General features: G+C 72.4%; 16 protein-coding genes and 1 pseudogene. 12 read left to right on the top strand and 5 right to left on the bottom strand.

All coding sequences use genetic code 11. The features are described 5' to 3' along the window. The first annotated feature begins 1 nt into the window (after position 1). From FHS29_RS02100 to FHS29_RS02085, 4 genes are read left to right on the top strand one after another with little or no spacing between them, the layout of a single operon-like run. Positions 2–676, top strand: coding sequence for an iron-containing redox enzyme family protein (locus FHS29_RS02100; protein WP_184687647.1), 675 nt, complete (start codon positions 2–4; stop codon positions 674–676). Further along, the gene (locus FHS29_RS02095; protein WP_184687645.1) at positions 673–2,277 is read left to right on the top strand and encodes an AMP-binding protein; all 1,605 of its coding nucleotides are present in this window, start codon (positions 673–675) and stop codon (positions 2,275–2,277) included. Before FHS29_RS02100 ends, FHS29_RS02095 begins: the two co-directional genes overlap by 4 nt. 44 nt (positions 2,278–2,321) lie before the next feature. Then, entirely contained in the window at positions 2,322–3,104 is a 783-nt protein-coding gene (locus FHS29_RS02090) for an alpha/beta fold hydrolase (protein ID WP_312864704.1), read from the top strand. Then, positions 3,101–3,982 (top strand): alpha/beta fold hydrolase, encoded by an 882-nt coding sequence (locus tag FHS29_RS02085; protein ID WP_184687644.1) that lies wholly within the window; start codon positions 3,101–3,103, stop codon positions 3,980–3,982. Before FHS29_RS02090 ends, FHS29_RS02085 begins: the two co-directional genes overlap by 4 nt. 248 nt (positions 3,983–4,230) lie before the next feature. Here the strand turns inward: FHS29_RS02085 and FHS29_RS02080 are convergent, their stop codons facing one another. Next, complete coding sequence (locus FHS29_RS02080; protein ID WP_184687642.1) at positions 4,231–5,103, bottom strand: LysR family transcriptional regulator; 873 nt, start codon at positions 5,101–5,103, stop codon at positions 4,231–4,233. A gap of 153 nt (positions 5,104–5,256) precedes the next feature. Between FHS29_RS02080 and FHS29_RS02075 the strand changes: the two genes are divergently transcribed. The 4 genes from FHS29_RS02075 (at position 5,257) to FHS29_RS02060 (ending at position 9,759) form a co-directional block, all read left to right on the top strand. Next, the gene (locus tag FHS29_RS02075; RefSeq protein WP_246439771.1) at positions 5,257–6,153 is read left to right on the top strand and encodes a DMT family transporter; all 897 of its coding nucleotides are present in this window, start codon (positions 5,257–5,259) and stop codon (positions 6,151–6,153) included. Positions 6,154–6,244: 91 nt separating this feature from the next. Continuing rightward, a complete protein-coding gene (locus FHS29_RS02070; RefSeq protein WP_184687639.1) occupies positions 6,245–7,261 on the top strand; it encodes an NAD(P)H-dependent flavin oxidoreductase in 1,017 nt (338 codons plus the stop codon). 183 nt (positions 7,262–7,444) lie between these two features. Then, on the top strand, positions 7,445–8,956 hold the full coding sequence (locus tag FHS29_RS38020) for a peptide ligase PGM1-related protein (RefSeq protein ID WP_184687637.1): 1,512 nt from the start codon (positions 7,445–7,447) through the stop codon (positions 8,954–8,956). Positions 8,957–9,087: 131 nt separating this feature from the next. Then, positions 9,088–9,759 (top strand): peptidylprolyl isomerase, encoded by a 672-nt coding sequence (locus tag FHS29_RS02060; protein WP_184687636.1) that lies wholly within the window; start codon positions 9,088–9,090, stop codon positions 9,757–9,759. Here the strand turns inward: FHS29_RS02060 and FHS29_RS02055 are convergent. The 3 genes from FHS29_RS02055 to FHS29_RS02045 all read right to left on the bottom strand — a co-directional run bounded on the left by FHS29_RS02055 (position 9,756) and on the right by FHS29_RS02045 (position 13,605). Further along, positions 9,756–10,622, bottom strand: a complete 867-nt coding sequence (locus FHS29_RS02055) for a GNAT family N-acetyltransferase (RefSeq protein ID WP_184687634.1) — start codon at positions 10,620–10,622, stop codon at positions 9,756–9,758. The genes FHS29_RS02060 and FHS29_RS02055 overlap by 4 nt on opposite strands. 166 nt (positions 10,623–10,788) lie before the next feature. Then, entirely contained in the window at positions 10,789–12,441 is a 1,653-nt protein-coding gene (locus FHS29_RS02050; RefSeq protein WP_184687632.1) for a PLL family lectin, read from the bottom strand. Positions 12,442–12,465: 24 nt separating this feature from the next. Beyond that, on the bottom strand, positions 12,466–13,605 hold the full coding sequence (locus FHS29_RS02045) for a PLL family lectin (RefSeq protein ID WP_221455264.1): 1,140 nt from the start codon (positions 13,603–13,605) through the stop codon (positions 12,466–12,468). A gap of 9 nt (positions 13,606–13,614) precedes the next feature. On the opposite strand from FHS29_RS02045, the gene FHS29_RS02040 reads away from it, so the two are divergent. Next, entirely contained in the window at positions 13,615–13,767 is a 153-nt protein-coding gene (locus FHS29_RS02040) for a hypothetical protein (RefSeq protein WP_184687630.1), read from the top strand. 292 nt (positions 13,768–14,059) lie between these two features. Here the strand turns inward: FHS29_RS02040 and FHS29_RS02035 are convergent, their stop codons facing one another. After that, entirely contained in the window at positions 14,060–15,043 is a 984-nt protein-coding gene (locus FHS29_RS02035) for an alpha/beta hydrolase (protein WP_184687628.1), read from the bottom strand. Between the two features lie 164 nt (positions 15,044–15,207). Between FHS29_RS02035 and FHS29_RS02030 the strand changes: the two genes are divergently transcribed. The 3 genes and pseudogenes from FHS29_RS02030 to FHS29_RS38420 form a co-directional block, all read left to right on the top strand. Next, entirely contained in the window at positions 15,208–17,646 is a 2,439-nt protein-coding gene (locus FHS29_RS02030) for an ATP-binding protein (protein ID WP_184687626.1), read from the top strand. A gap of 116 nt (positions 17,647–17,762) precedes the next feature. Continuing rightward, positions 17,763–18,425 (top strand): transcriptional repressor LexA, encoded by a 663-nt coding sequence (gene lexA / locus FHS29_RS02025; RefSeq protein ID WP_184687624.1) that lies wholly within the window; start codon positions 17,763–17,765, stop codon positions 18,423–18,425. Between the two features lie 456 nt (positions 18,426–18,881). Continuing rightward, positions 18,882–19,964, top strand: a pseudogene (locus tag FHS29_RS38420) (sensor histidine kinase); the annotation flags it as partial. Between the last annotated feature and the right edge of the window lie 816 nt (positions 19,965–20,780).

Genomic DNA, 20,780 nt, shown 5'->3' with positions numbered 1-20,780 from the left:
CATGACCAGCCCCTACGAGAAGGCCCTCGCGGAGACCGACTCGACCCTCCGGACCGACATCATCGAGCACCCGTTCATCGACGTGATCCTGCGCGGTGACCTGACCGAGGAGGTCTACGCCGCGTACCTGCGCGAGACCTTCCACCTGGTGACCCAGACGCCGTACTTCCTGTCCGCGGCGGCGTCGCGCAGCACCGAGGGCTGGCTCCAGGACTTCTTCCTCAACCTGGCGATCGAGGAGCGCCACCACGACCGGCTGTGCGTGCAGGACCTGCGCCGGCTCGGCTACGACACCGACACCTACCTGGCGGGCCTGCCCGGCCTGGGCACCTGGACGATGGTCGGGCAGAACCACTGGACGGTGTCCATGAAGGACCCGGCGGCGCTGCTCGGCTTCGCCGCCGCGACCGAGGGCCTCGGCGCCACGCTCGGGCCGAAGGTGTCCGCCGCCATGGTGGGCTACCCGTTCGCCGAGCGGGCCCTGACCTTCCTCAAGGTGCACGCCGAGGAGGACCAGGAGCACATCGCTATGGTGCGCAAGGCGTTCGACCGCGCGGCGGTGACCAGCCAGGAGCGCTACGACCTGATGGTCACCACCTGGACGTACACCTTGAGGGCCTACGGCCAGCTGTTCACCGACGCGCTGAGCGCGGCGAAGGCGAAGGTCGACGCATGAGCACGGCGACCACGACGCCGCAGGCGTGCTCGTTGCCCGCCGTGCTCGACGCGATGGCGGGCGACGAGACCTCCTCCTTCATCTTCCGCCGCGACGGCGCGTCGGTCCGGGTCAGCCACGCGCGGTGCCGCGCCGACGCCGGAGCCGTTGCCGCCGCGCTGCGCGAGCGGGGAGTCGGGCCGGGGTCGCGGGTCGCCATCCACGGGTCGACCGGCTACGAGTGGGTGGTCGCCGACCTGTCGTGCGTGCTGACCGGGGCGCTGTCGGTCGCGCTGTACCCCAGCGCGCCGCTGGCGCGGGCGGTGGCGGTGGCCGCGGAGAGCGGCTGCCGCACCGTGTTCACCGACCGCGCGGACGCGGCCGAGGCGTTCCGGTCGGCGGGCTTCGACGTGCTGTTCCTCGGCTCCGGCGGGCCCGCCGGGATCGCCTCGGTCGCCGACCTGGTGGCCGCCCACCCCGGCGGGCGCGACGAACCGGCCGTGCCGCGCCGGGGCCCGTTCACCGTGGTGTCCACCAGCGGGACGCTCTCCGAGCCGAAGCTGTTCGCCGTCGAGGCCGCGCCGCTGCTGTACACCATGGACCGGTTCGCCGAGATCTACGGCATCGGGCGCGGCGACCGGCTGCTGCTGTACCTGCCGCTGTCTCACCTGCCCCAGCGGATGATGCTCTACTGGGGCCTGCGGACCGGGCTGGACTTCGTGCTGTCGGACCCGGCCCACCTGGCGGCCGACGGCGCCGAACACCAGCCCACCCTGCACGTCACGGTGCCGCGCGTGCTCGAACACATCCGCTGGCGGGTCCAGGCGAAGCTGCGCGGCGCGAACGCGCCCGCCGGCGCGGCGGCGGCGGCCTACCGGGCGATCTTCGGCTCGGCGATCAGGTCGGTGTTCGTCGGCAGCGCGCCCACCGACCCGGCGCTGATGACCGAACTGCTGGCGGCCGGCGTGCCGGTGTTCGAGGTGTACGGGACCACCGAGCTGGGGATGATCGCGCTCAACACCCCCGTCGCGCGGCGGCCCGGCACGGTGGGCAAGCCGATCCCGTGGGGCGACGTCCGGCTCGACCCGGAGAGCCGGGAGGTGCTGGTCCGCACGCCGACCCCGTTCCTGCACGGCCGGCTGGTCGACGGCCGGGTGGAGCCCCGGCAGTGGGATCCGGACCGGTACGAGCCGACCGCGGACGTCGGCGAGATCGACGCCGACGGGTTCCTGCGGGTGCTCGGCCGGCTGCGCGACTTCATGGTGCTGCCCAGCGGCGAGAAGGTCTTCGTCACCCCGATCGAGACCGCGCTGGCCGAGGCGGTGGGCGCGGGCCTGTGCCAGGTCACCATCCGGCCCGACGGCAAGCTGGGCGCGCTGATCTTCTTCGAGCCCGACGCGATCCCCCCGGACACCGAGGTCGACCTCGCCGTGCGGCGGGTGAACCGGGACCTGCACCCGTGGGAACGGGTGAAGTCGTACGCGGTCGTCGGGCGGATGCCGACGATCGAGGAGGGCTGCCTGACCGAGACGACCAAGCCCCGTCGGCACGTGATCGACGAGGTCCACGGCCGCACGGCGCGCTGGCGGCGCCCCGACGCGCCGTCCGAGCACGCGAACTGACCGGAGCACCGTCCGTCACCGGGCGGGAGAAGGAGGTGCGGACCGTGGAGCACATCGACCTGGACGGTGGCGGCATCGGGTACCGGCTGCGCGGGAACGGCCCGCCGCTGGTCCTGCTGGCCACGCTCGCGGGCAGCTGGATGCGCCAGTTGCCCGCGCTGAGCCAACACTTCACCATCCTCACCTACGACATGCGCGGCTTCGGCGACTCGCCGTCCGACACGGGCTTCCCCACGAACGCGCAGCACGCCGACGACCTCGCCGCGCTGCTCGACCACCTGGACATCGACCGCGCCGTGGTCATCGGGATGTCCCACGGCGGTCTGGTCGCGCAGCACTTCGCGGCCAAGCACACCGACCGGCTGTCCGGCCTCGGCCTGGTCGCCACGTTCGCGGCGCCGCACGGCCCCACGCAGCTGCTGCTGCGGATGCTGAACGGCTTCCTGGAACGCGACGACCTCCCCGGGTTCTGGGAGGTGCTCAAGAGCATGCTGTTCTCCGCGGCGGGTGCGCCGGCCATGCTCCGCCGCGAGGCGGCCCTGCGCCGGGCGATGTTCGACCAGTACGACGTGGCCGCGCTGAGCAGCATCTACACCCAGGCGCTGGAGCACGACAGCCGGACGTGGCTGGCCGGCCTGCGGTGCCCGACGCTGGTCGTCGGCGGCGCCGAGGACATCCTGTTCCCGCCGGTGCTCACCGAGGGGCTGGCCGGCCTGGTGCCGGGAGCGCGGACGGAGCTGCTGCCCGCCGCGCACATCCCGCCGGTGGAGGCGCCGCAGCAGTTCAACGAGCTGGTGGTCGAGGTCTTCGGGGGCACGCGGTCATGAGCGGCCCGGGAGCGCTGGGCGAGGGGCGCACGGTCCGGCTGCGCGACGCGGACCTGCACGTCTACCAGACCGGGCCGGACAGCGGCCCGCCGGTCGTGCTGCTGCACGGGTTCCTCACCTCGGCCCTGACCTGGCGCGAGGTCTACCCGGCGCTGGCCGAGCGGCACCGCGTCACCCTGGTCGACCTGCCCGGTTGCGGCGGGTCGCCCGCCCCGAAGGCCCGGCGGTGGACGGCGGATCGGGCGGCGGGCCTGCTCGTCGACCTGTTCGACGCCCTCGGCCTGGACGCGCCGGCGGTCGTGGGGAGCCAGATGGGAGGGTCGATCGCGGCGTGGCTGGCGGCCACCCACCCGGGCAGGGTGTCCCGGCTCGTCGTGATGGCGGCCGGCGTGCTCGGGGAGGCCGCCGCGAACCTGGGCCTGTACCGGGCGCTCGCCGCGCCGGGCCTGGGTCCGGTGCTCGCCCGGCTGTTCCCGTACCGGCCGTTCGCCGAGAAGTGGGCGGCCGCGCACGGTCCCGGCTTCCGACCCGACCCGACCGCGGTCCGGGCCTACCACCGGCAGCTGCGTTCCCGGGGTGCGGTGATGGCCCGGTTCGGCCTGGGCGTGCGGCTGAGCTACGGCGAGTCGTTCGACGCGCTGGCCGGGCCGATCGCCGGGCTCGCGGTGCCCACGCTGCTGCTGTTCGGCGCCGCCGACCGGCTCGTGCCGCCGTCGACCGGCCACCGGTTCGCCGAACTGATCCCCGGCTCGCGGCTGACGCTGCTGCCCGACTGCGGGGACTTCCCGCAGGAGGAGGCCCCGGCCGCGGTGGCCGCGGCGGTGACCGCCTTCCTGGCCGAGACGGGCGGGCGGGACCGGGTGAGCGGGGCCGGGTGAGCCAGGGCCGGACGAGCGGAACCGGGTGAGTGCGGCCGGACGAGCGGACGGGGCGAGCGGGTCCTGGTGGGCAGGTCCTGGTGGGCAGGGCCTGGTGAGTGCGGCAAAGGTAGGCCAGGCGGGGAGCCGGGTCGGGCGTGCGGACGGGGACGAGGGGACCGGGCGAGTCGGGTCGGCTGAGCGGGACCGGGGGGCGGCGCGGGACTGGGGGCGCGGGACTGGGGGCGTGAGCCGGGCGAGCCGACCCGTCAGGCGGCCCGCTGGCTCTGCATGGCGCTGAGCAGCGCGACCGTGGCCGGGTGCCACGGTCGGTTGCGGGGGCCGGTGAGCACGAGGGTGCGGCTGATCCGCTGGGCCGTCGGGATGAGCACGAGGTCGTTGCCCTCCATCCCGGCGGCCAGCCCCGGCACCACCGACACGCCGATGCCGGCGCGGATCATCGCGAACAGGGTGCCCAGCTGGCGCACCCGGTGGACCGGCCGGAACGGGGTGCCGCTCATCCGGTACAGCTCCTGGATGTGCCGCTCGCAGCCGCCCAGCGACAGCAGGAACGGGTCGTCCTCCAGGTCGGCGATGTCGACCGTGGCGTTCCCGGCCAGCGGGTGGTCGTGCGGCAGCACCGCGTAGAACCGGTCGTCGCCGATCACGACCGCGCCGGAGGGCATGTCGACCGGGTCGACCACGATCGCGAGGTCGGCGCTGGCGGCGTCCAGCCAGCCGGAGATCTCGTCGTCGTCGCCCTCGAACAGCGAGACCGTGACGTCGGGGAAGTCGGCCTGCCAGGTCTCCAGCAGCTCGGGCACCAGGCTGTGGCAGATGGTCGGGGGCGCGGCCAGCACGAGGTTGCCGTGCAACCCGCTGTCCCGCTGGTTCGCCAGCTCCTCCAGGGACGCCATCGAGGCCAGTGCGGTGCGCGCGTGGGCCAGCAGCTGCTCGCCGAGCACGGTGGGCCGCACCGGGTTGCCCCGGGTGAGCACCGGCCGGCCGGTGGTCCGCTCCAGCGCGGCCACGGCGTGGGAGACCGCGGACTGGCTGACCCCGAGCCGCGCGGCGGCCAGCGAGAAGCTCGACGTGTCGGCCACGGCGACGAACGCGCGGATCTGCGGGAGGCCAATCGTCATGAGAACCCCTCATGCGTGTCTGAGTGTTTCTAATTGGACTCATGATGGACGAGTGGCGACCATAGCGTCCAGTGGGGCGGGAGCTGAACACCGCCAGAAGGGGGATTTCCGGACATGGCCACGCCTACCGAGCGTCGGGACGCTGCGCGGTGGATGCCTGCCTTCGTGGCGCTGTCCGCGCTGTGGGGTTCGAGCTTCGCGCTGATCAAGATCGGGGTGGACGCCGGTGTCTCGCCGATGTGGGTCGCCCTGTGGCGCTGCCTGTTCGGCGCGGTGACCCTGCTGGTGGTCTGCGCGGTGCAGCGGCTGCCGCTGCCGCGCGACAAGGCCACCTGGGGGCACGCCCTGGTCGTCGCGGCGCTGCTGAACGCCGCGCCGTTCGCCCTGTTCGCCTACGGCGAGCAGTACGTCGACTCGGTGCTGGCCGGCATCTTCAACGCCACCACGCCGCTGCTGACCCTGGTGTTCGTGCTGCTCATGGTCAACGACGAGCGGCTCACCGGGCGGCGGGTGGCCGGGCTGGGGCTGGGCTTCCTCGGCGTGCTGGTCGTGCTGGGCGTGTGGAACGGGCTGGTCGGCGGGACGCTGGTCGGCGGGCTGGCGTGCCTGGCCGCGACGGCCTGCTACGGCGCCGGGTTCGCCTACACCCGGAGGTTCTTCTCGCAGCGGCCGGGCTCGGTGACGGCGCTGTCGGCGGTCCAGATCGGCTGCGCCACGCTCGAACTCGGCGTGGTCACGGCAGCCGCCGGACTCGCGCCGACCTGGCCGGGCTGGTACGCGGCGATCGCGCTGCTGGTGCTGGGCGCACTCGGCACGGGCCTGGCGTACATCCTCAACCTGCGCATCATCCGGGACGCCGGCCCCACGGTCGCGTCCACGGTGACCTACGTGGTGCCGCTGTGGTCGACCCTGATCGGCGCGGTCCTGCTGTCCGAGCCGTTGAGCTGGAACACCTTCGTCGGCGCGGCCATGGTGATCGCGGGCATCCTGGTCAGCCGGACCCGCTCGGGCCGGCGGGAGAAGGTGGACGCGGCGGCGGGCAGCCGTTGACGCAAGCAGGCTGATCTCCGCCGGGCACTGGCGGTGGGGCGTGGCCGAGCGGCATGCTCGGAGCACCCCGGCGGTACGGAGGTCGTCGTCCATGACCGGTCCGCGCCCGCCCGGTGACGCCACCGGGCAAGACCTGCCGACCCGATCCGGGTGGGAGCGGCTCGGCGTCGGCCTCCCGCTCGTGCAGGCCCCGATCGGCGGCGCGTGCACTCCCGCCCTGGTCGCGGCGGTCGGTGACGCGGGCGCGCTGGGGATGCTGGCCGGGTCGTGGCTTCCCCGGGCCGCGCTGACCGATCAGATCCGCGCCGTCCAGCGGGCCACCGCGCGCCCGTTCGGGGTGAACCTGGTGCTCGAATGGCCCCAGCACGAGAGGCTGGCGACGGCGCTCGACCACGGCGTGCCGGCGATCTCGACGTTCTGGGGCGACCCGGCGCCGTACCGCGAACGGATCCAGGCCGCCGGTGCCGTCCACTTCCACACGGTCGGCAGCCGTGCCGAGGCGCGCGCCGCGGCCGACCTCGGCGTCGACGTGATCGTCGCGCAGGGCTGGGACGCGGGCGGGCACGTCCGCGGCACGACCGCCACCCTCGCGTTCGTGCCGGCGGTCGTCGACCTCGTCTCCCCGGTACCGGTGCTCGCCGCCGGTGGCATCGCCGATGCACGGGGCGTGCGCGCGGTGCTCGCGCTGGGGGCGCGGGGCGCCTGGGTGGGTACCCGCTTCCTGCTCGCCGAGGAGGCCGGGACGCACCCCGACTTCCGCCGGCGGCTCGTCGCGGCGACCGCCGAGGACACCGTGCACACCACGGTCTTCGCGGACGGCTGGCCGGACGCCCCGCACCGCGCGTTGCGCAACACGACGCTGACCCGCTGGGAGGCGGCCGGCCGGCCCGCCGCGGGTGCACGCCCCGGCGAGCACGACGTGATCGCCGAGCACCGTGAACTCGGGCCCGTCCGGCGCTACGCCGACGTCGTCCCGCTCGCCGACCACGTCGGTGACGTCGAGGCCATGGCCATGTACGCGGGACAAGGCGTCGGACTGGCCACCACGACCGAACCGGCGGCCTCGATCGTCGCGGATCTGGCCCGTGGCTTCGCCGCGCCGGAATGAGCACGATGCATACTCTGAATGAGCGAGCCGCATAGAGTGTCGGGGTGCCGGCGAGTTTCGAAGAGGAATGACCTTCACTTGCTACGGATCGTTACAGCTGCACAGTAAATGTCATCACTCCGGTTCAACAAGGTCACCTGTTTGTGCGCTTCGCCGCAGCTGTTGTCTCAGTACGCTGCATCAGTGAAAACCGACCCCCCGGAAATGGCGGACTTCCGCCGATTGCAGCAGCGCCTCGAAACCATGTTCGAGGACGCGTCGGACGGCCCGGTGACCGTCGTCGTGGTGCCCAGTCTGACGCTGCACGCCGACGAGCTTCGCAAGATTCCCGGTGCCGTGCACTTCGAACAGCGCCTGCTGTTCGAATTCCAGCTCCTGCGACGCCCCGGCACCCGGCTGGTCTACGCGACCAGCCGGCCGGTCAGCCCGGAGATCGTCGACTACGCGATGAGCCTGGTGCCTCCGCTGAGCAGCGCCGACGTGACGGACCGGCTCTGCCTGCTGGACTGCGGCGACGACTCGGCGCTGCCGCTGAGCGAGAAGATCCTGCGGCGGCCGGACCTGATCCGGCGGGTTAGGGCGGCCATTCCCGACCCGGCGCGCGCCTATCTCGTGGTCTTCAACAGCACCCCGCTGGAACGCGAGCTGGCGGTGCGGTTGGGCATCCCGCTGTTCGCCTGCGACCCGGATCTGGCGGGGCTGGGCACCAAGAGCGGCGGGCGCAAGCTGTTCAAGGGCGCGGGCGTTCCGGTACTCGACGGGTTCGAGGACCTGGGGAGCGAGGAGGACCTCGTCCGCGCACTGACCCGGCTCAAATCCGGCAACCCGGGGCTGCGCAAAGCGGTGGTGAAACTCAACGACAGTTTCGCCGGTGCCGGAAACGCGATCTTCTCCTACGAGGGCGCACCGGAAACCGACCTGGAAAGCTGGATCGCCGAACGGATGGCCACCCAGCTCACCGCCCCCGGCGACACCTGGCTCACGTTCCGGGAGAAATTCCGGAAAATGGGCGGCGTCGTCGAGTGCTTCCTGGACGCCCGGGTGCTCCGCTCGCCGTCGGCGCAACTGGAACTCGACCCGCGCGGCGGCGTGCGCATCCTGTCCACACATGACCAGGTCCTCGGCGGGGCGTCCGGCCAGACCTTCGTCGGCTGCCTGTTCCCGGCCCGCGAGGCGTACCGCCTGCGCGTGCAGGAACTGGCCACGTCGGCGGGCCGGGAGCTGGCGCGGGCGGGCGTGGTGGGGCAGCTCAGCGTCGACTTCGTGGTGGACGAGGACGAGCCAGAGCGCGTGTACGCCCTGGAGATCAACCTGCGGATGGGCGGCGCGACCGCGCCGTACATGTTCTCGCACGGTCTGCTCGACGGCCGGTACGACGAGGAGACCGGGACCTACCTGGTCCCGGACGGCTCGCCGCGCTACTACGTCACCAGCGACCGGATCCAGGACGACGCCTTCCGCTCCCTGTCGTGCGCCGACCTCGTGGAGATCGCCGCACGGGAGGACATGGCGTACGACCCGGCGACCCGCACCGGCGCGTTCTACTACGCGCTGGGCGCCCTGCCGGAGTTCGGCAAGCTGGGCGTGGTCGCCATCGGCACGTCGCGCGACGACGCCCAGCGGCGCTACGACACGCTGGTGGGCACCCTGCGCGCGATCGCCGCATCGGCACGGCTGCACGTCTCCGCGAGGTGACCCGGTCGGCGGTGGCCGAAAAGGGGGACAGGCCACCGCCGCCGGCAGTCGAGAGCGGGCACCGGGCCCCGCCTTCCCTCGGACCGCCAAGTGGGACGCCCGTTCCGCTGACGACGCACTAGCATCTGCACATGGGAAGGTTTGCGGTATCAGCCGTTGTCCTGCTCGCAGCCCTCTTCGGCGTCGCGGCACCGGCCGCCGGCGCCGCGCCGGAGGACACCAGGCCGACGAAACGCTGCGAGTTCACCCCGACCCCGGACAACCCGGCCGCCAAGCCGGTCAGCCCGCCCCGCCCCACGGCGTCGACCAGGGGCACCGCGACCGCCGTCCTCGGCACGAACTACGGCACGGTGGTCATCGAACTCGACCGCTCGAACGCCTCCTGCGCGGTGCACAGCTTCACCCACCTCGTGCGCAACCTCTTCTACCACGACACCCAGTGCTTCCGGCTCACGAACTCGGCGCGACTCGGCGTGTTGCAGTGCGGGGACATCCACCGCGCGGAGGAGGGCGGCCCCGGCTACCGGTTCGCCGACGAGGTGACCGGCCGCGAGACCTACCCGCGCGGCACCGTCGCGATGGGCAACCAGGGTCCGGGCACCAACGGCAGCGAGTTCTTCATCGTGCACTCGCACGCCCACATCGCGCCCGTGTACAGCGTGCTCGGGCGCGTGGTGCACGGGATGGACACGCTGGACCGGATCGTCGCGGCCGGCATCGCCGGTGACGCGCAGGACGGGTTGCCGAAGCACCCCGTGCGGATCCACTGGGCGTTCACCCTGCCGGTGGGGTGGCCCCGCTAGGCGTCCCGGTACCGGTCCCGGACCTCGGGCAGCGGCCGGAAGCCGGCCGACTCGTAGGTGGCGACCGCGCCGACGTTGGAACTCGGGGTGCAGACGAGTGCGCTCGACGAACCCAGCTCCCGGAGTGCGGCCGCCGCGGCTTCGGTGACCGCCCTGCCGTAGCCGCGGCGCCGGTGTTCCCGGTGCACGCCCATCGGTTCGAGCAACCCGGGCCTGCCCGGACCGGCCGACCACACCGTCACCGCCGCCACCGCGTCGCCCTGGTCGTCGTAGGCGACCAGGCACCGGGCGTCGGCGTACGGCAATCCGGCCGCCATCGCGTGCCAGCGCTCCTCGGTGAACGTCGAACCGTCGAACGACGCACGCTGTACCGCGGCCCGCACGTGCGCCTGCTCCGGCTTGACCACCTCGATCCGCACGCCGAGGTCCCGCACCGGCTCGGTGAGGTCGCGGCGCAGCGGCGTCCAAGGCTCGTCGACGTCCCAGCCGTCCTCGGACAGCAGGTCCTGGACCAGCGTGCCCACCGGCGCTTCGACGTTCGCCTTCCCCTCTAACAGCACGCCTCGCTCCGGCTCGGACACGTCCTCGACCAGCTGCCGCGCCAGCTCCTCGTCCCGCTGGGCGTCCGGCGCGATCGTCAGCCGCAACAGCCTCGGCTCGTCCAGCAGCCCGACGGCGAGAATCCGCCCGTCCCGGCTCCAGGTCCGGACCGCCTCGGCCGTCGCCTCGGCACCGTTCCGCCAGAACCAGCCCAGGTCCCCCGGATGCAGCTGCATCGGCGCCCCGTCGTCCTGCCACGCCCGCAGCACGCCCACAGCCTCGCTCAGCTCGTCGACTTCCGGCTTGCCCAACACGATCGCCATACCCACGATCACACACCACCGCGCCGACAGCCCGCACCTTGAATACGGCCGGGGGTTCGGGGACTCGGGACGAGGACACGAGACGCGTCCTCTTCGAGCTGCCACGGGCGGCACCTGTGGTGTGAATCCGCTGGTGCCGCCCGTCGCCCGTGAGGCTGTCCGGCCGCTACGGAACGGCCGGCCCTGCGGAGTCGTTCAGCCAGGCCCAGTCGGACCAGGTGGTGAAGCCGGTCTGCCACTTGTGGTAGACGCCGGCGTGGCTGGTGCCGAGCACTTCGATGCGGCCGTCGGCGTTGTTGCCGGCTGTGATCTCCGTGCCGCCGGTGCCGAAGGTCTCCCACGCCGAGTACGACGCGTTCGGCCGGCTCTGCCACGTGTGCACGGCGACGTCGGAGTTGATGGCGAACACCTCCACCCGGCCGTCCACCGACCGTCCGGTGGCCAGTTCGGCGTTGCCGATACCTCCGGTGCCTTCCCAGTCCGACCACGAGGTGCGGCTGGTCTGCCACTTGTGGAACACGCCCGCCGGGCTGGAGGCGAACACTTCCAGCCTGCCGTCCTGGTTGTGGCTGACCGCGAGGTCTTGTCCACCACCGCCGAAGGCCTCCCACGCGGACCAGCCGCCGTTGGGCGCGGTCTGGAACAGGTGCCCGAACGTGGTGTCCGACAGCGCGAACACCTCCAGCCTGCCGTCCGGCGAAGTCTCCATGGCCAGCCGTGAGTCCGCCGGGCCGCCGAGGCCTTCCCAGTTCGACCAGGTTCCTGGTCCGGTTTGCCATTTGTGGAACACGCCGTTGGTGTTGGAGGCGAAGACTTCGATGCGGCCGTCGGCGTTGTTACCGGCCGCCACGCGGTATCCGCCGCCGCCGAAGTTGGCCCAGCCGGACCACTCTCCGTTCGCGGTGGTCTGCCACATGTGGTCGAAGGTGTTGCCGGACAACGCGAACAGCTCAAGCCGACCGTCGCTGTTGGACGCTATGGAGAGTTGGGCGTCCTGTGGCCCGCCGACGAACCGCCAGTCCGACCAGCCGCCGTTCACCGCGGTCTGCCACGAGTGGTGGATCCCGTCCGACCCGGCGGCGAACGTTTCCAGCCTGCCGTCCGCCGACCGCGCCGACACCACCAGACCGCTCGGGTACGGGTGCGCGGTACGGCCCATGCCGCTCCACAACGCATCGACGATGACGGTCGCGTCGCGCGCTTCCACCCCGTACCGGTAGCGGTACTGCGCTGCGGGCTTCTGCACTTCGGCGGCCACGTCACCGATCGGCGTGGTGTTCCACGACCCGCCGGGGAACTCCCGCTCCATCGCGTCGAGGAACCTGTTGGTGGCGTACACCGGGTCGACGCACTGCGCCGGCGAGCACCAGCCCATCGAAGGTCGCTGCTGGAACAGCCCGAGCGAGTCGTGGTCGACGGCTTCGGAGTAGTTCATGATGCCGCTCTCCACGATCGCCGTGGCCATCGCGATGGCGGCGGCGCGCGGGTTGAGCCCGCGATCGCGGACCGCCTGGGTGACGACCCTCGCGCACGACATGCGATAGGCGTTCAGGTGGCCCGCCATCTTGTCGGCCAGCTGCGGGTTGAGCTGTGCCGCCAGGGTGGCGTCCGATCCGGAGGGGCCGGCCGGGTCGCACGGCGCGGACGCGATCTGTGCCCTCACCTCCTGCGGCCAGATCTCGTCCGGGTCCGCCGGTTGCCCGCCCGGACCGGCGGCCAGCGCCACCGATGCGGTGAGTGCCGTGACCGTCGCGGGGATGCCGAGGACGGCGCCGAGTCTGCGGAGCGCACGCCGGTACCCGGGTCTTGTGATGTCCATGGTGTTCCAGTCCTCTTCGGGCGGTCAGCGGATCGCCGGGCCTGCGGAGTTGTTCAGCCAGGCCCAGTCGGACCAGGTGGTGAAGCCGGTCTGCCACTTGTGGTAGACGCCGGCGTGGCTGGTGCCGAGCACCTCGATGCGGCCGTCGGCGTTGTTGCCGGCTGTGATCTCCGTGCCGCCGGTGCCGAAGGTCTCCCACGCCGAGTACGGCGCGTTGGGATCGGTCTGCCAGATGTGTGCCGCGGTGTCCGCGTTGACGGCGAACACCTCCACCCGGCCGTCGACCGAACGGCCGCTGGTCAGCTGCGCGTCGACCGGCCCACCGGTGCCCTCCCAGTTCGACCACGAGGTGCCGCTCGTCTGCCACTTGTGGAACACGCCCGCCGAGCTGGAGGCGAACACTTCCAGCCTGCCGTCGGTGTTGTGGTTGACCGTCAGGTCGTGGCCACCGCCGCCGAAGCCTTCCCACGCGGACCAGCCACCACTGGGGGCGGTCTGGTACAGGTGCTCGAAAGTCGTGTCGGACAAAGCGAAGACTTCCAATCGCCCGTCTACAGAGGACTCCATGGCCAGCCGTGAGCCCGCCGGGCCGCCGAGGCCTTCCCAGTTCGACCAGGTTCCTGGTCCGGTTTGCCATTTGTGGAACACGCCGTTGGTGTTGGAGGCGAAGACTTCGATGCGGCCGTCGGCGTTGCTACCGGCCGCCACGCGGTATCCGCCGCCGCCGAAGTTGGCCCAGCCGGACCACTCTCCGTTCGCGGTGGTCTGCCACATGTGGTCGAAGGTGTTGCCGGACAACGCGAACAGCTCCAGCCGACCGTCGCTGTTGGACGCGATGGCCAACTGCGCGTCCGATGGGCCACCCTTGAAGTGCCAGTCCGACCAGCCGCCGTTCACCGCGGTCTGCCACGAGTGGTAGATGCCGTCCGCTCCGGCCGCGAACGTCTCCAACCGGCCGTCCGCCGACCTCGCCGACACCACCCGACCACTGGCGTAGGGATGTGGTCGGGCGGCGGTCTCTTCGACGATCTTGTTGTACCGCAGCGCTTTGTAGTCGCCGTTGGGGTGCCCGTCGAGATACCGGTCGTTGATGTTCGCCGTAGGTGACTGACCGGCGTCGAGCCGAACGAGTAGTAGGAGAAGCCGCCGCGGTCGTCGGTCCACTCGTGGAAGATGAGCACGTGGTCCCGGTACGAGTTGAGGACGTCCCCTGCCCGCAACTCGTTGCGCGGGATCTCGTGGGAGAAGTCGGGCAGGGTTCCCGTCCACGGGTTGGCGTTCAGGTGCCACGCCATCGACACGTACCCGGAGCAATCCGTGCGGTAGTGGTGGTCACCGCCGGGTCCGAGCGACTTCCCGCCCTGGTTGTAGGGGCCGGGCTGGTGGTCGACCCAGTACTGGGCGCGCCGGATGACCTCGCTCCTGGTGATGGGCCCGCCCCGGTCCGACGCCGCGACCGCGGGGGAGGTGGGGACGAGGGCGCCCGCCACCGCGAGCACGATCGCGAGCACGACGGTGACAGGTCTGGCCGCGCGGGATCCAAGCGAGGTCATCGGCACCCCAGGTGGTGACGGCGTTCCGCGCGCGGAACGCCGGTTGGTGGAAGGTCGTCGGATCGTCAGGGGTGGCGGAGCACGTCCATCATCACCGGGAGTTCACGGCCGATGCCGTTCCTCGCCACGCAGTCGATCCAGTGGCCGCAGTCGTACTCGACCATCCAGCTGTTGGAGATCCCGTTGGCCAGCAGGTGCTGGTGGAACTCGTAGGTCAGCCGGTGCGCCTGCCCCTCCAGCAGGTCGTCGTGCCGGGTTCCCGCGTACAGCACGGTGTGCACTCCGCTCAGGCCGCCCACCCGGTGCCACGGGTTGTTGAAGCCCCACGACCCGTCCCACGGCGCGCCGAACGGGCCGTCGAGCGGCAGGCCCTTCTCCGGCAGCGGGCCGGTGACGGCCACGCGCATCCGCTGGTCCTCCAGGTTGTAGCCGCCGGACATGCCGATCGCCATCCGGAACAGCCAGGGGCGGTGCGTCGCGTGCCGGATCGCCACGAAGCCGCCCATGGAGAAGCCCGCGATGGCACGGCCTTCGCGGTCGCGGACGGTGTTGAGGTTCTGGTCGACCCACGGGATCAGCTCGTCCAGGTGGAACCGGTCCCACTGCTGGACGCCGGCGGACTGGTTGACCCAGTTGGTGCCCCAGCCCGCCCAGCCCGCCTCGGCGGCGACGGTGATGATCGGGTACCCGTGCGTGACCGCCTCGATGTTCGCCTCGCGGTGCCAGGCCCCTGGACCCTGCGCCCGGCCGTGGTAGAGGTAGAGCACCGGGTAGGCGACGTGCGGGTTGTAGTTCGACGGCAACGTGATGATCACGTCGTGGTAGGTCCACGCGAGCGCGCGGGTGTCCACCGAGTTGGTGTGGATGTTCACCACGTAGGTCCGGGGTGTGGTCTGCATGACGTTGCGGACCTCGATGCCGTGCCCTGATGAGAAGGCGGGTGGCAACGCGGCCGCGGTGCCGGGCGACCCGACCGTGGCGGTGATCAGGGTCGCGAACAGGGCCACTACCAGCGCGAGAGCGCGACTTCGAGAGGTGGAGCGTTTCACGGTATGTCCTCCATGCGGTCGGTCCGGGCGGCTTCTGGGACGACGTGGCCGGCGAACCGCACGAGATCCCCCCACTACTCCCCAGTAGCCCCGTGTACGCGCAGTAGCGCATCATGTGTGGAGTGTCAGTACCGCCACCGCTGGACAAGTTCGGAAACTCTGGAATGTCCGCAACCGCCGTCGGCACCGCTGCGGACCTGGGTCGGGCGCTCAAGCACTGGTTGCGGCACGGTCCGGGAGGGCCGGTCAAGGTCGCCGCGCTCGCCAGGCGGCTGCGGATCTCGCAGAGCACGCTCTACGCCTACCTGGCCGGCACGACGCTGCCGTCCAGCGAGGCGTTGGACGACCTGCTGAACGAACTGGCCGTGCCGGCCGACGAGCACCGGCGCCTGGCGACGCTCCGCGACTCCGTGCAACGGCCACGGGGAGCGGCGGGCCCGACGCGCAAGGCCCGGCCGGTGCCGGCCGAGCTGCCCGCCGACCCGATCGGGTTCACCGGGCGGGAGCGGGAACTGGCGGCCCTGGACCGGGCGCGGGCCGACGGCGTGCCGATCGTGGTGCTCGCCGGGCCCGCGGGGGTGGGCAAGACCGCCCTGGCGGTGCGCTGGGGGCACCGCGTCGCGGACGGGTTCCCGGACGGCTGCCTGTACGCCGACCTGCACGGCTACTCGCCGGTCAAGCCGCACGACCCGGCCGAGGTGCTGGCGGGTTTCCTGCGCAGCCTCGGCCTGGACGACCCGGACATCCCCGCCGACGTGCACCAGCGGGCCGCCCGGCTGCGCAGCCTGCTGGCCCGCAAGCGGGTGCTGGTGGTGCTCGACAACGCGCTCGACGTCAACCAGGTCCGGCCGCTGCTGCCCGCCGAACCGCTGTGCTTCGTCCTGGTCACCAGTCGGACCGACCTCGCCGGCCTCCAGGTCCGGCCGGGCGCCCACCGCGTCGACCTGCGCCCGCTCTCCGCCGGGGAGGGGCTGGACCTGCTGCGGGCGCAGCTCGGCGGCCAGGTCGACCGGTCCTCGGACGCGGCGCGCGAACTCGCCGAACGCTGCGGCGGCCTCCCGCTGGCCCTGCGCATCGTGGCGGCACGCGCGCACGGCAGACCCGCCCAGCCGCTCGCCGAACTGGTCGACGACCTGAGAGTCCAGGGCTTGGACCTGTTCGACGTCGGCGATCCCGACACCGCCGTGCGGACGGTGTTCTCCTGGTCGCTGCGGCACCTGGACGACGAAGCGCGGCAGGACTTCCGGCTGCTGGGCGCGCACCCGGCGCACGACATCGGCCTGCCCGCTGCCGCCGCGCTGCTCGGCACGGACGTGCGGACGGCGACCCGGCGGCTCGACGTCCTGGTCCGCGCCCACCTGATCCAGCGCTCGTCCGCGGACCGGTTCGACATGCACGACCTGGTGCGGGCCTACGCCCGTGAACAGGTGACCGACGAGGAGGTGCTGGACGGGGCCCTGGTCCGGCTGGTCGACCACTTCGCCGTCACCGCCGGGCAGGCGATGGACGCACTGCACCCCGGTCCGGCAGCGGACTCGCCGATGCCGGTGGGCGACGCCCGCGAGTGGGTGGACCGGGAGTGGCAGTCCCTGCTGGCCCTGGTGGCGTTCACCGCCCGGCGGGGGTGGTCGACGGCGACCGCGAGGCTGGCCGAGACCCTCCAGCGCCACCTGGACCAGGGCGGCAGGCACAGCGACGCGCTGGTGGTGCTTGGTCATGTGCGGGACGCGGCCAGGTCCGCCGGTGACAAGCCGGCCGAGGGCGCGGCCCTGTACCACCTCGGCGTGGCCTACCTGCGGCTCGGCCTGCACGAGGACGCGATGCACCACCACGGCCTGGCTCTCGACGTGTGCCGGCGGGCCGGCGACCGCCTGGGCGAGGCCGGCGCGTTGAACAACCTGGGCAACCTCTACGAGCGGCTGGGGCGGTACGGGGAGGCCTTGGCGCACTACCGCGAGGCGCTCGCCCTCGCCGACGACCTCGGGTTCGCCAAGGGGCGCGCCGTCGTGCTGACCAACCTCGGCGTCGTCCACACCCGGCTGGGCGACCACGACCGGGCCCTGCGCGACCTCCGGGAGGCGCTGGACATCTTCGCCGACCCCGGCGGCACGGCGCGCGCCCTGGGCAACCTCGCCGAGGTGCACCGGCTCGGCGGCCGGATCGAGGAGGCGCTCGAACTCTTCGGCCGGGCGCTGGAACTGGCCAGGGGGATCGGCGCCCGCGGCATCGAGACCGAGGTGCTGAACAACCTCGGTCCGGCGTACCTGGCGGCCGGTGCGCCCGACCTGGCCCGCGCCCACCACGCCGAGGCGCTGGCCGTGGCGAGGGCGATCGGCGACCGGTACGAGGAGGCGCGCGCGCTGGAGGGCCTGGGTTCCGCGGACCGGGCGGTCGGACCGTGGGAGGAGGCACTCGCCATCTACGGCGAACTCGGCCTACCGGACGAGGACCGCGTCCGGGCGTTGCTGTCCGGGCGAAGCCCGGCCACTGCCGCACCGGCCGCCGTCGGTCCCGGGGAAGAAGCCGCGAACCGGGCACCCGACTTACCACCGGCGGGGCCGGGGGACGAGCGCGGTGGGGCCGGCTCCCCGGCGCAGGTGTAGTCCGGCGGTCATGCGCCGGCGCTGTGCGCGCTCGCCCGGCTCGTGGCGCTCGTCGTGGTACTGCACTCGGTGGCCGATCAGCGGTGTCCGGGGTGCCTACCTCTATCATCCGGCAGGTGGCCGCCTATGACGATCTTGGTGCGTTCGAGCACCTGGACACTTCGACGCTCCCGGTACGCCAGCAGCGAATCCTGGTCGCGATCCGGGATTGGGTGGTCAGGTACGGGTACTCGCCGAGCACCCGGGAGATCGGCGACGCGGTGGGGCTGCGGTCGTCGTCCTCGGTGTCGAAACACCTGGCGAGCCTGGAGGAGAAGGGGTTCCTGCGGCGCGGCAGCACGATGTCCCGGCCGATCGACGTGCGGGTGTTCCTGCACGAGCCCTCGGAACGGGAGTCCGCCGGCGACTCGGTGCCGGTGCCGGTGGTCGGCCACATCGCCGCGGGAAGTCCCATCGCGGCCGAGGAGCACGTCGACGACGTCCTGACGCTGCCGCGCGGACTCACCGGGCGGGGGAACGTCTTCGGTCTGCGGGTGCGCGGCGACTCGATGGTCGACGCCGCGATCTGCGACGGGGACATCGTCGTGGTGCGGCAGCAGCACGAGGCCCACTCGGGCCAGATCGTCGCCGCGATGATCGACGGCGAGGCCACCGTGAAGGTGTACCGGCGGCGCGACGGCCACGTCTTCCTCGAGCCGCGCAACCCGGCGTACGACGTCATCGACGGCGACGAGGCCGTCGTGCTGGGCGCCGTCGTGTCGGTGCTGCGCAGCGTCTGAAGCGCTCGGCCCGGACGACGCCGGTCGGGCCGGCTTTGATCTTCCGCGCGACTCGGCGGAAAGAATCGCCCGGCTCCGGTGCGGTGCCGGCGAATCGGCTGCCATCTGCGAAAACGTCCGGCGTCGTGCCACGAAAGAATGAATGGGAATACGGAGAGCACGGCCGGGCATCCCCCGGTTTCCTTCCCCTGCTGCGGGCAAGGCCCTGAACTGCGGTTTTCCGTGAGGGCTGCACTATTCGGCGTACGCACGGGTGAACGTTTCCGCCCAGCCTTGACAGTCCGAACGGCCGTGGGCAGGCTGATCCGCCGTGCGGCCACAGAAGCAGATGTTCCGCCGATCAGTACCCGGAACGGTCGGCAGTGCAGGCCTGTTCCCGGTCACCGGGAATAGCGCGGAACACCGGCCGGGAAAGCGCGCACGCATGTTCCCCGATCGCCCGCGAGGATCTGATTGATGTCAGCACACACCCCGTCCAGTGATTCCCTGGCGGGCCCTCCGGCGTGGCCGGTCGTGATCGCCGCGGCGAGCACGTTGGTGGTCGCGAGCGCACTGGTCGCCTGGGCGGCGCTCGTCGCCCCGCAGTACGCGCGGACCACCGTCGGCCTGTGCGCCTCGGCCGCCGCGCTCGCGCTCGTCGTCGCGGTGGCCTTCGCCGTGTGGCAGCGGTCCGCCGCCCGGCACTTCCGAGGGCGGGCCGCCGCGCTCGCCGCGGAGTCCGCCGACCTCGCGCAACGCCTCGCGCCCGCCCTCGTCGAACGGCTGCGCGCGGGTTCGTCCGCGGAGACGGCGCTCACCGAGGTCGAACGGCCGGTGAACCCCGACCACGACCGCGTGCTGCGCCTGCTCGCCGAGGAGGTCGGCCGCGGCGAGCGCACCAGGGCCGCCGCGATGGCCGCCTGCGGCAACGCCGCCGGCCGCATGCAGGCCCTGGCCACCAGCATGCTCGCCGACCTGCGCGAGATGGAGGACCGGCACGGCGAAGAGGTGCTGGGGGACCTGCTCCAACTCGACCACAGCACCGCCCAGGCGGGCCGCCTCGCGGACAGCATCGCGGTGCTCACCGGCTCGCGCTCCGGCCGCCGCTGGACCAAGCCGATCGTGATGGAGTCGATCCTGCGCGGCGCGGTCGGCCGGGTCAGCGCCTACCAGCGGGTGCGCACGCACTCCGCCAGCTCCTCCGCCATCGTCGGCTACGCCGCGGAGGGCGTGATGCACGCGCTCGCCGAGCTGATCGACAACGCGTGCAGCTTCTCGCCGCCCTCCGAGCAGGTGCACGTGTACGTGGAGGAGGTGCAGGCGGGCGTGGTCGTCACGATCGAGGACGGCGGCCTGGTCATGGGCGACCTGGCGCTGCGCCGCGCCGAGCAGACCGTCTCCGGCCGGTCGTTCGACCTGGCCGGGCTGTCCGGCACCCGGCTGGGCCTCGCCGTCGTCGGCCGGCTGGCCCGCAAGCACGGCCTCACCGTGTCGTTCCGCCCGTCCTCGCGGGGCGGCACGGGCGTGATCGTGATGATCCCGCGCACGCTGGTCACCGAGTCCCGTCCGAGCGGCGGCAAGCGGCGCTCCCCGTCCTCCGCCGGGCCGATGGACTCCGGTGAGGCGTACTCCGAACGCGTCATCCCGGCGATCGAGCCGCTGGTGATCCCCGCGCCGCAGGACCACGCCACGCGGCGGTCCACCGAGCCGGCGGTCGACCGGGAACCGCCGGAGGAGCAGGTCGTGCTGCCACGCCGGCAACGGGGCAGCACGCTCGGGTCCGCGTTCCCGGTCCTGCCGTCGAACCTCCCGGAGCCGGCCGCACCGCGCGTGGACGCGGGGAGCCGGTTCAGCGCGTTCCGCAGGGCCGGGCGCTTCGGCCGGGACGCCCGCCCCGAGGTCGACCCGCCGGAGAACCACGGTCCGCGCAACCCCGGCACCGACCTCCACGGCGCCGAATCCCATGGCGCCGAATTCCACGACGCCGAATTTCACGGCATCGAACTGCACGGCACCGAACTCTCCGGTGTCGAACTCCACGGTGATGAACTGCACGGTGACGAACCCGGTGGCATCGAACCTCACGACACCGGACACCCGGTGATCGAGCACCGCGGCGTTGAGCCCCCTGTGATCGAGCACAGCGGCACGGCGTCCCTCGGTTCCGAACTCCGCGGTTCCGAACTCTTCGGTGCGGACAAGCGGCAGCCGGAGAGCCGGTTCGAGCCCGGCGGCTTCACCGAGCCGGAGACCCCGCCGCGACCCGAGCCGCTGCGCGGCCAGCCGCCCCGCTGGCCGTCCTGAGGCGTCCCGCCCCACCAGGCACCGCGAACACCCGACAGATTGGAGGCAGGGGCGCGGCCCCCGGCAGCAACG

This window comes from Saccharothrix tamanrassetensis, assembly GCF_014203665.1.
Lineage (GTDB): Bacteria > Actinomycetota > Actinomycetes > Mycobacteriales > Pseudonocardiaceae > Actinosynnema > Actinosynnema tamanrassetense.
Note: the sequence above shows the minus strand (reverse complement) of the source record. Positions and strands in the feature narration are given on the sequence as shown.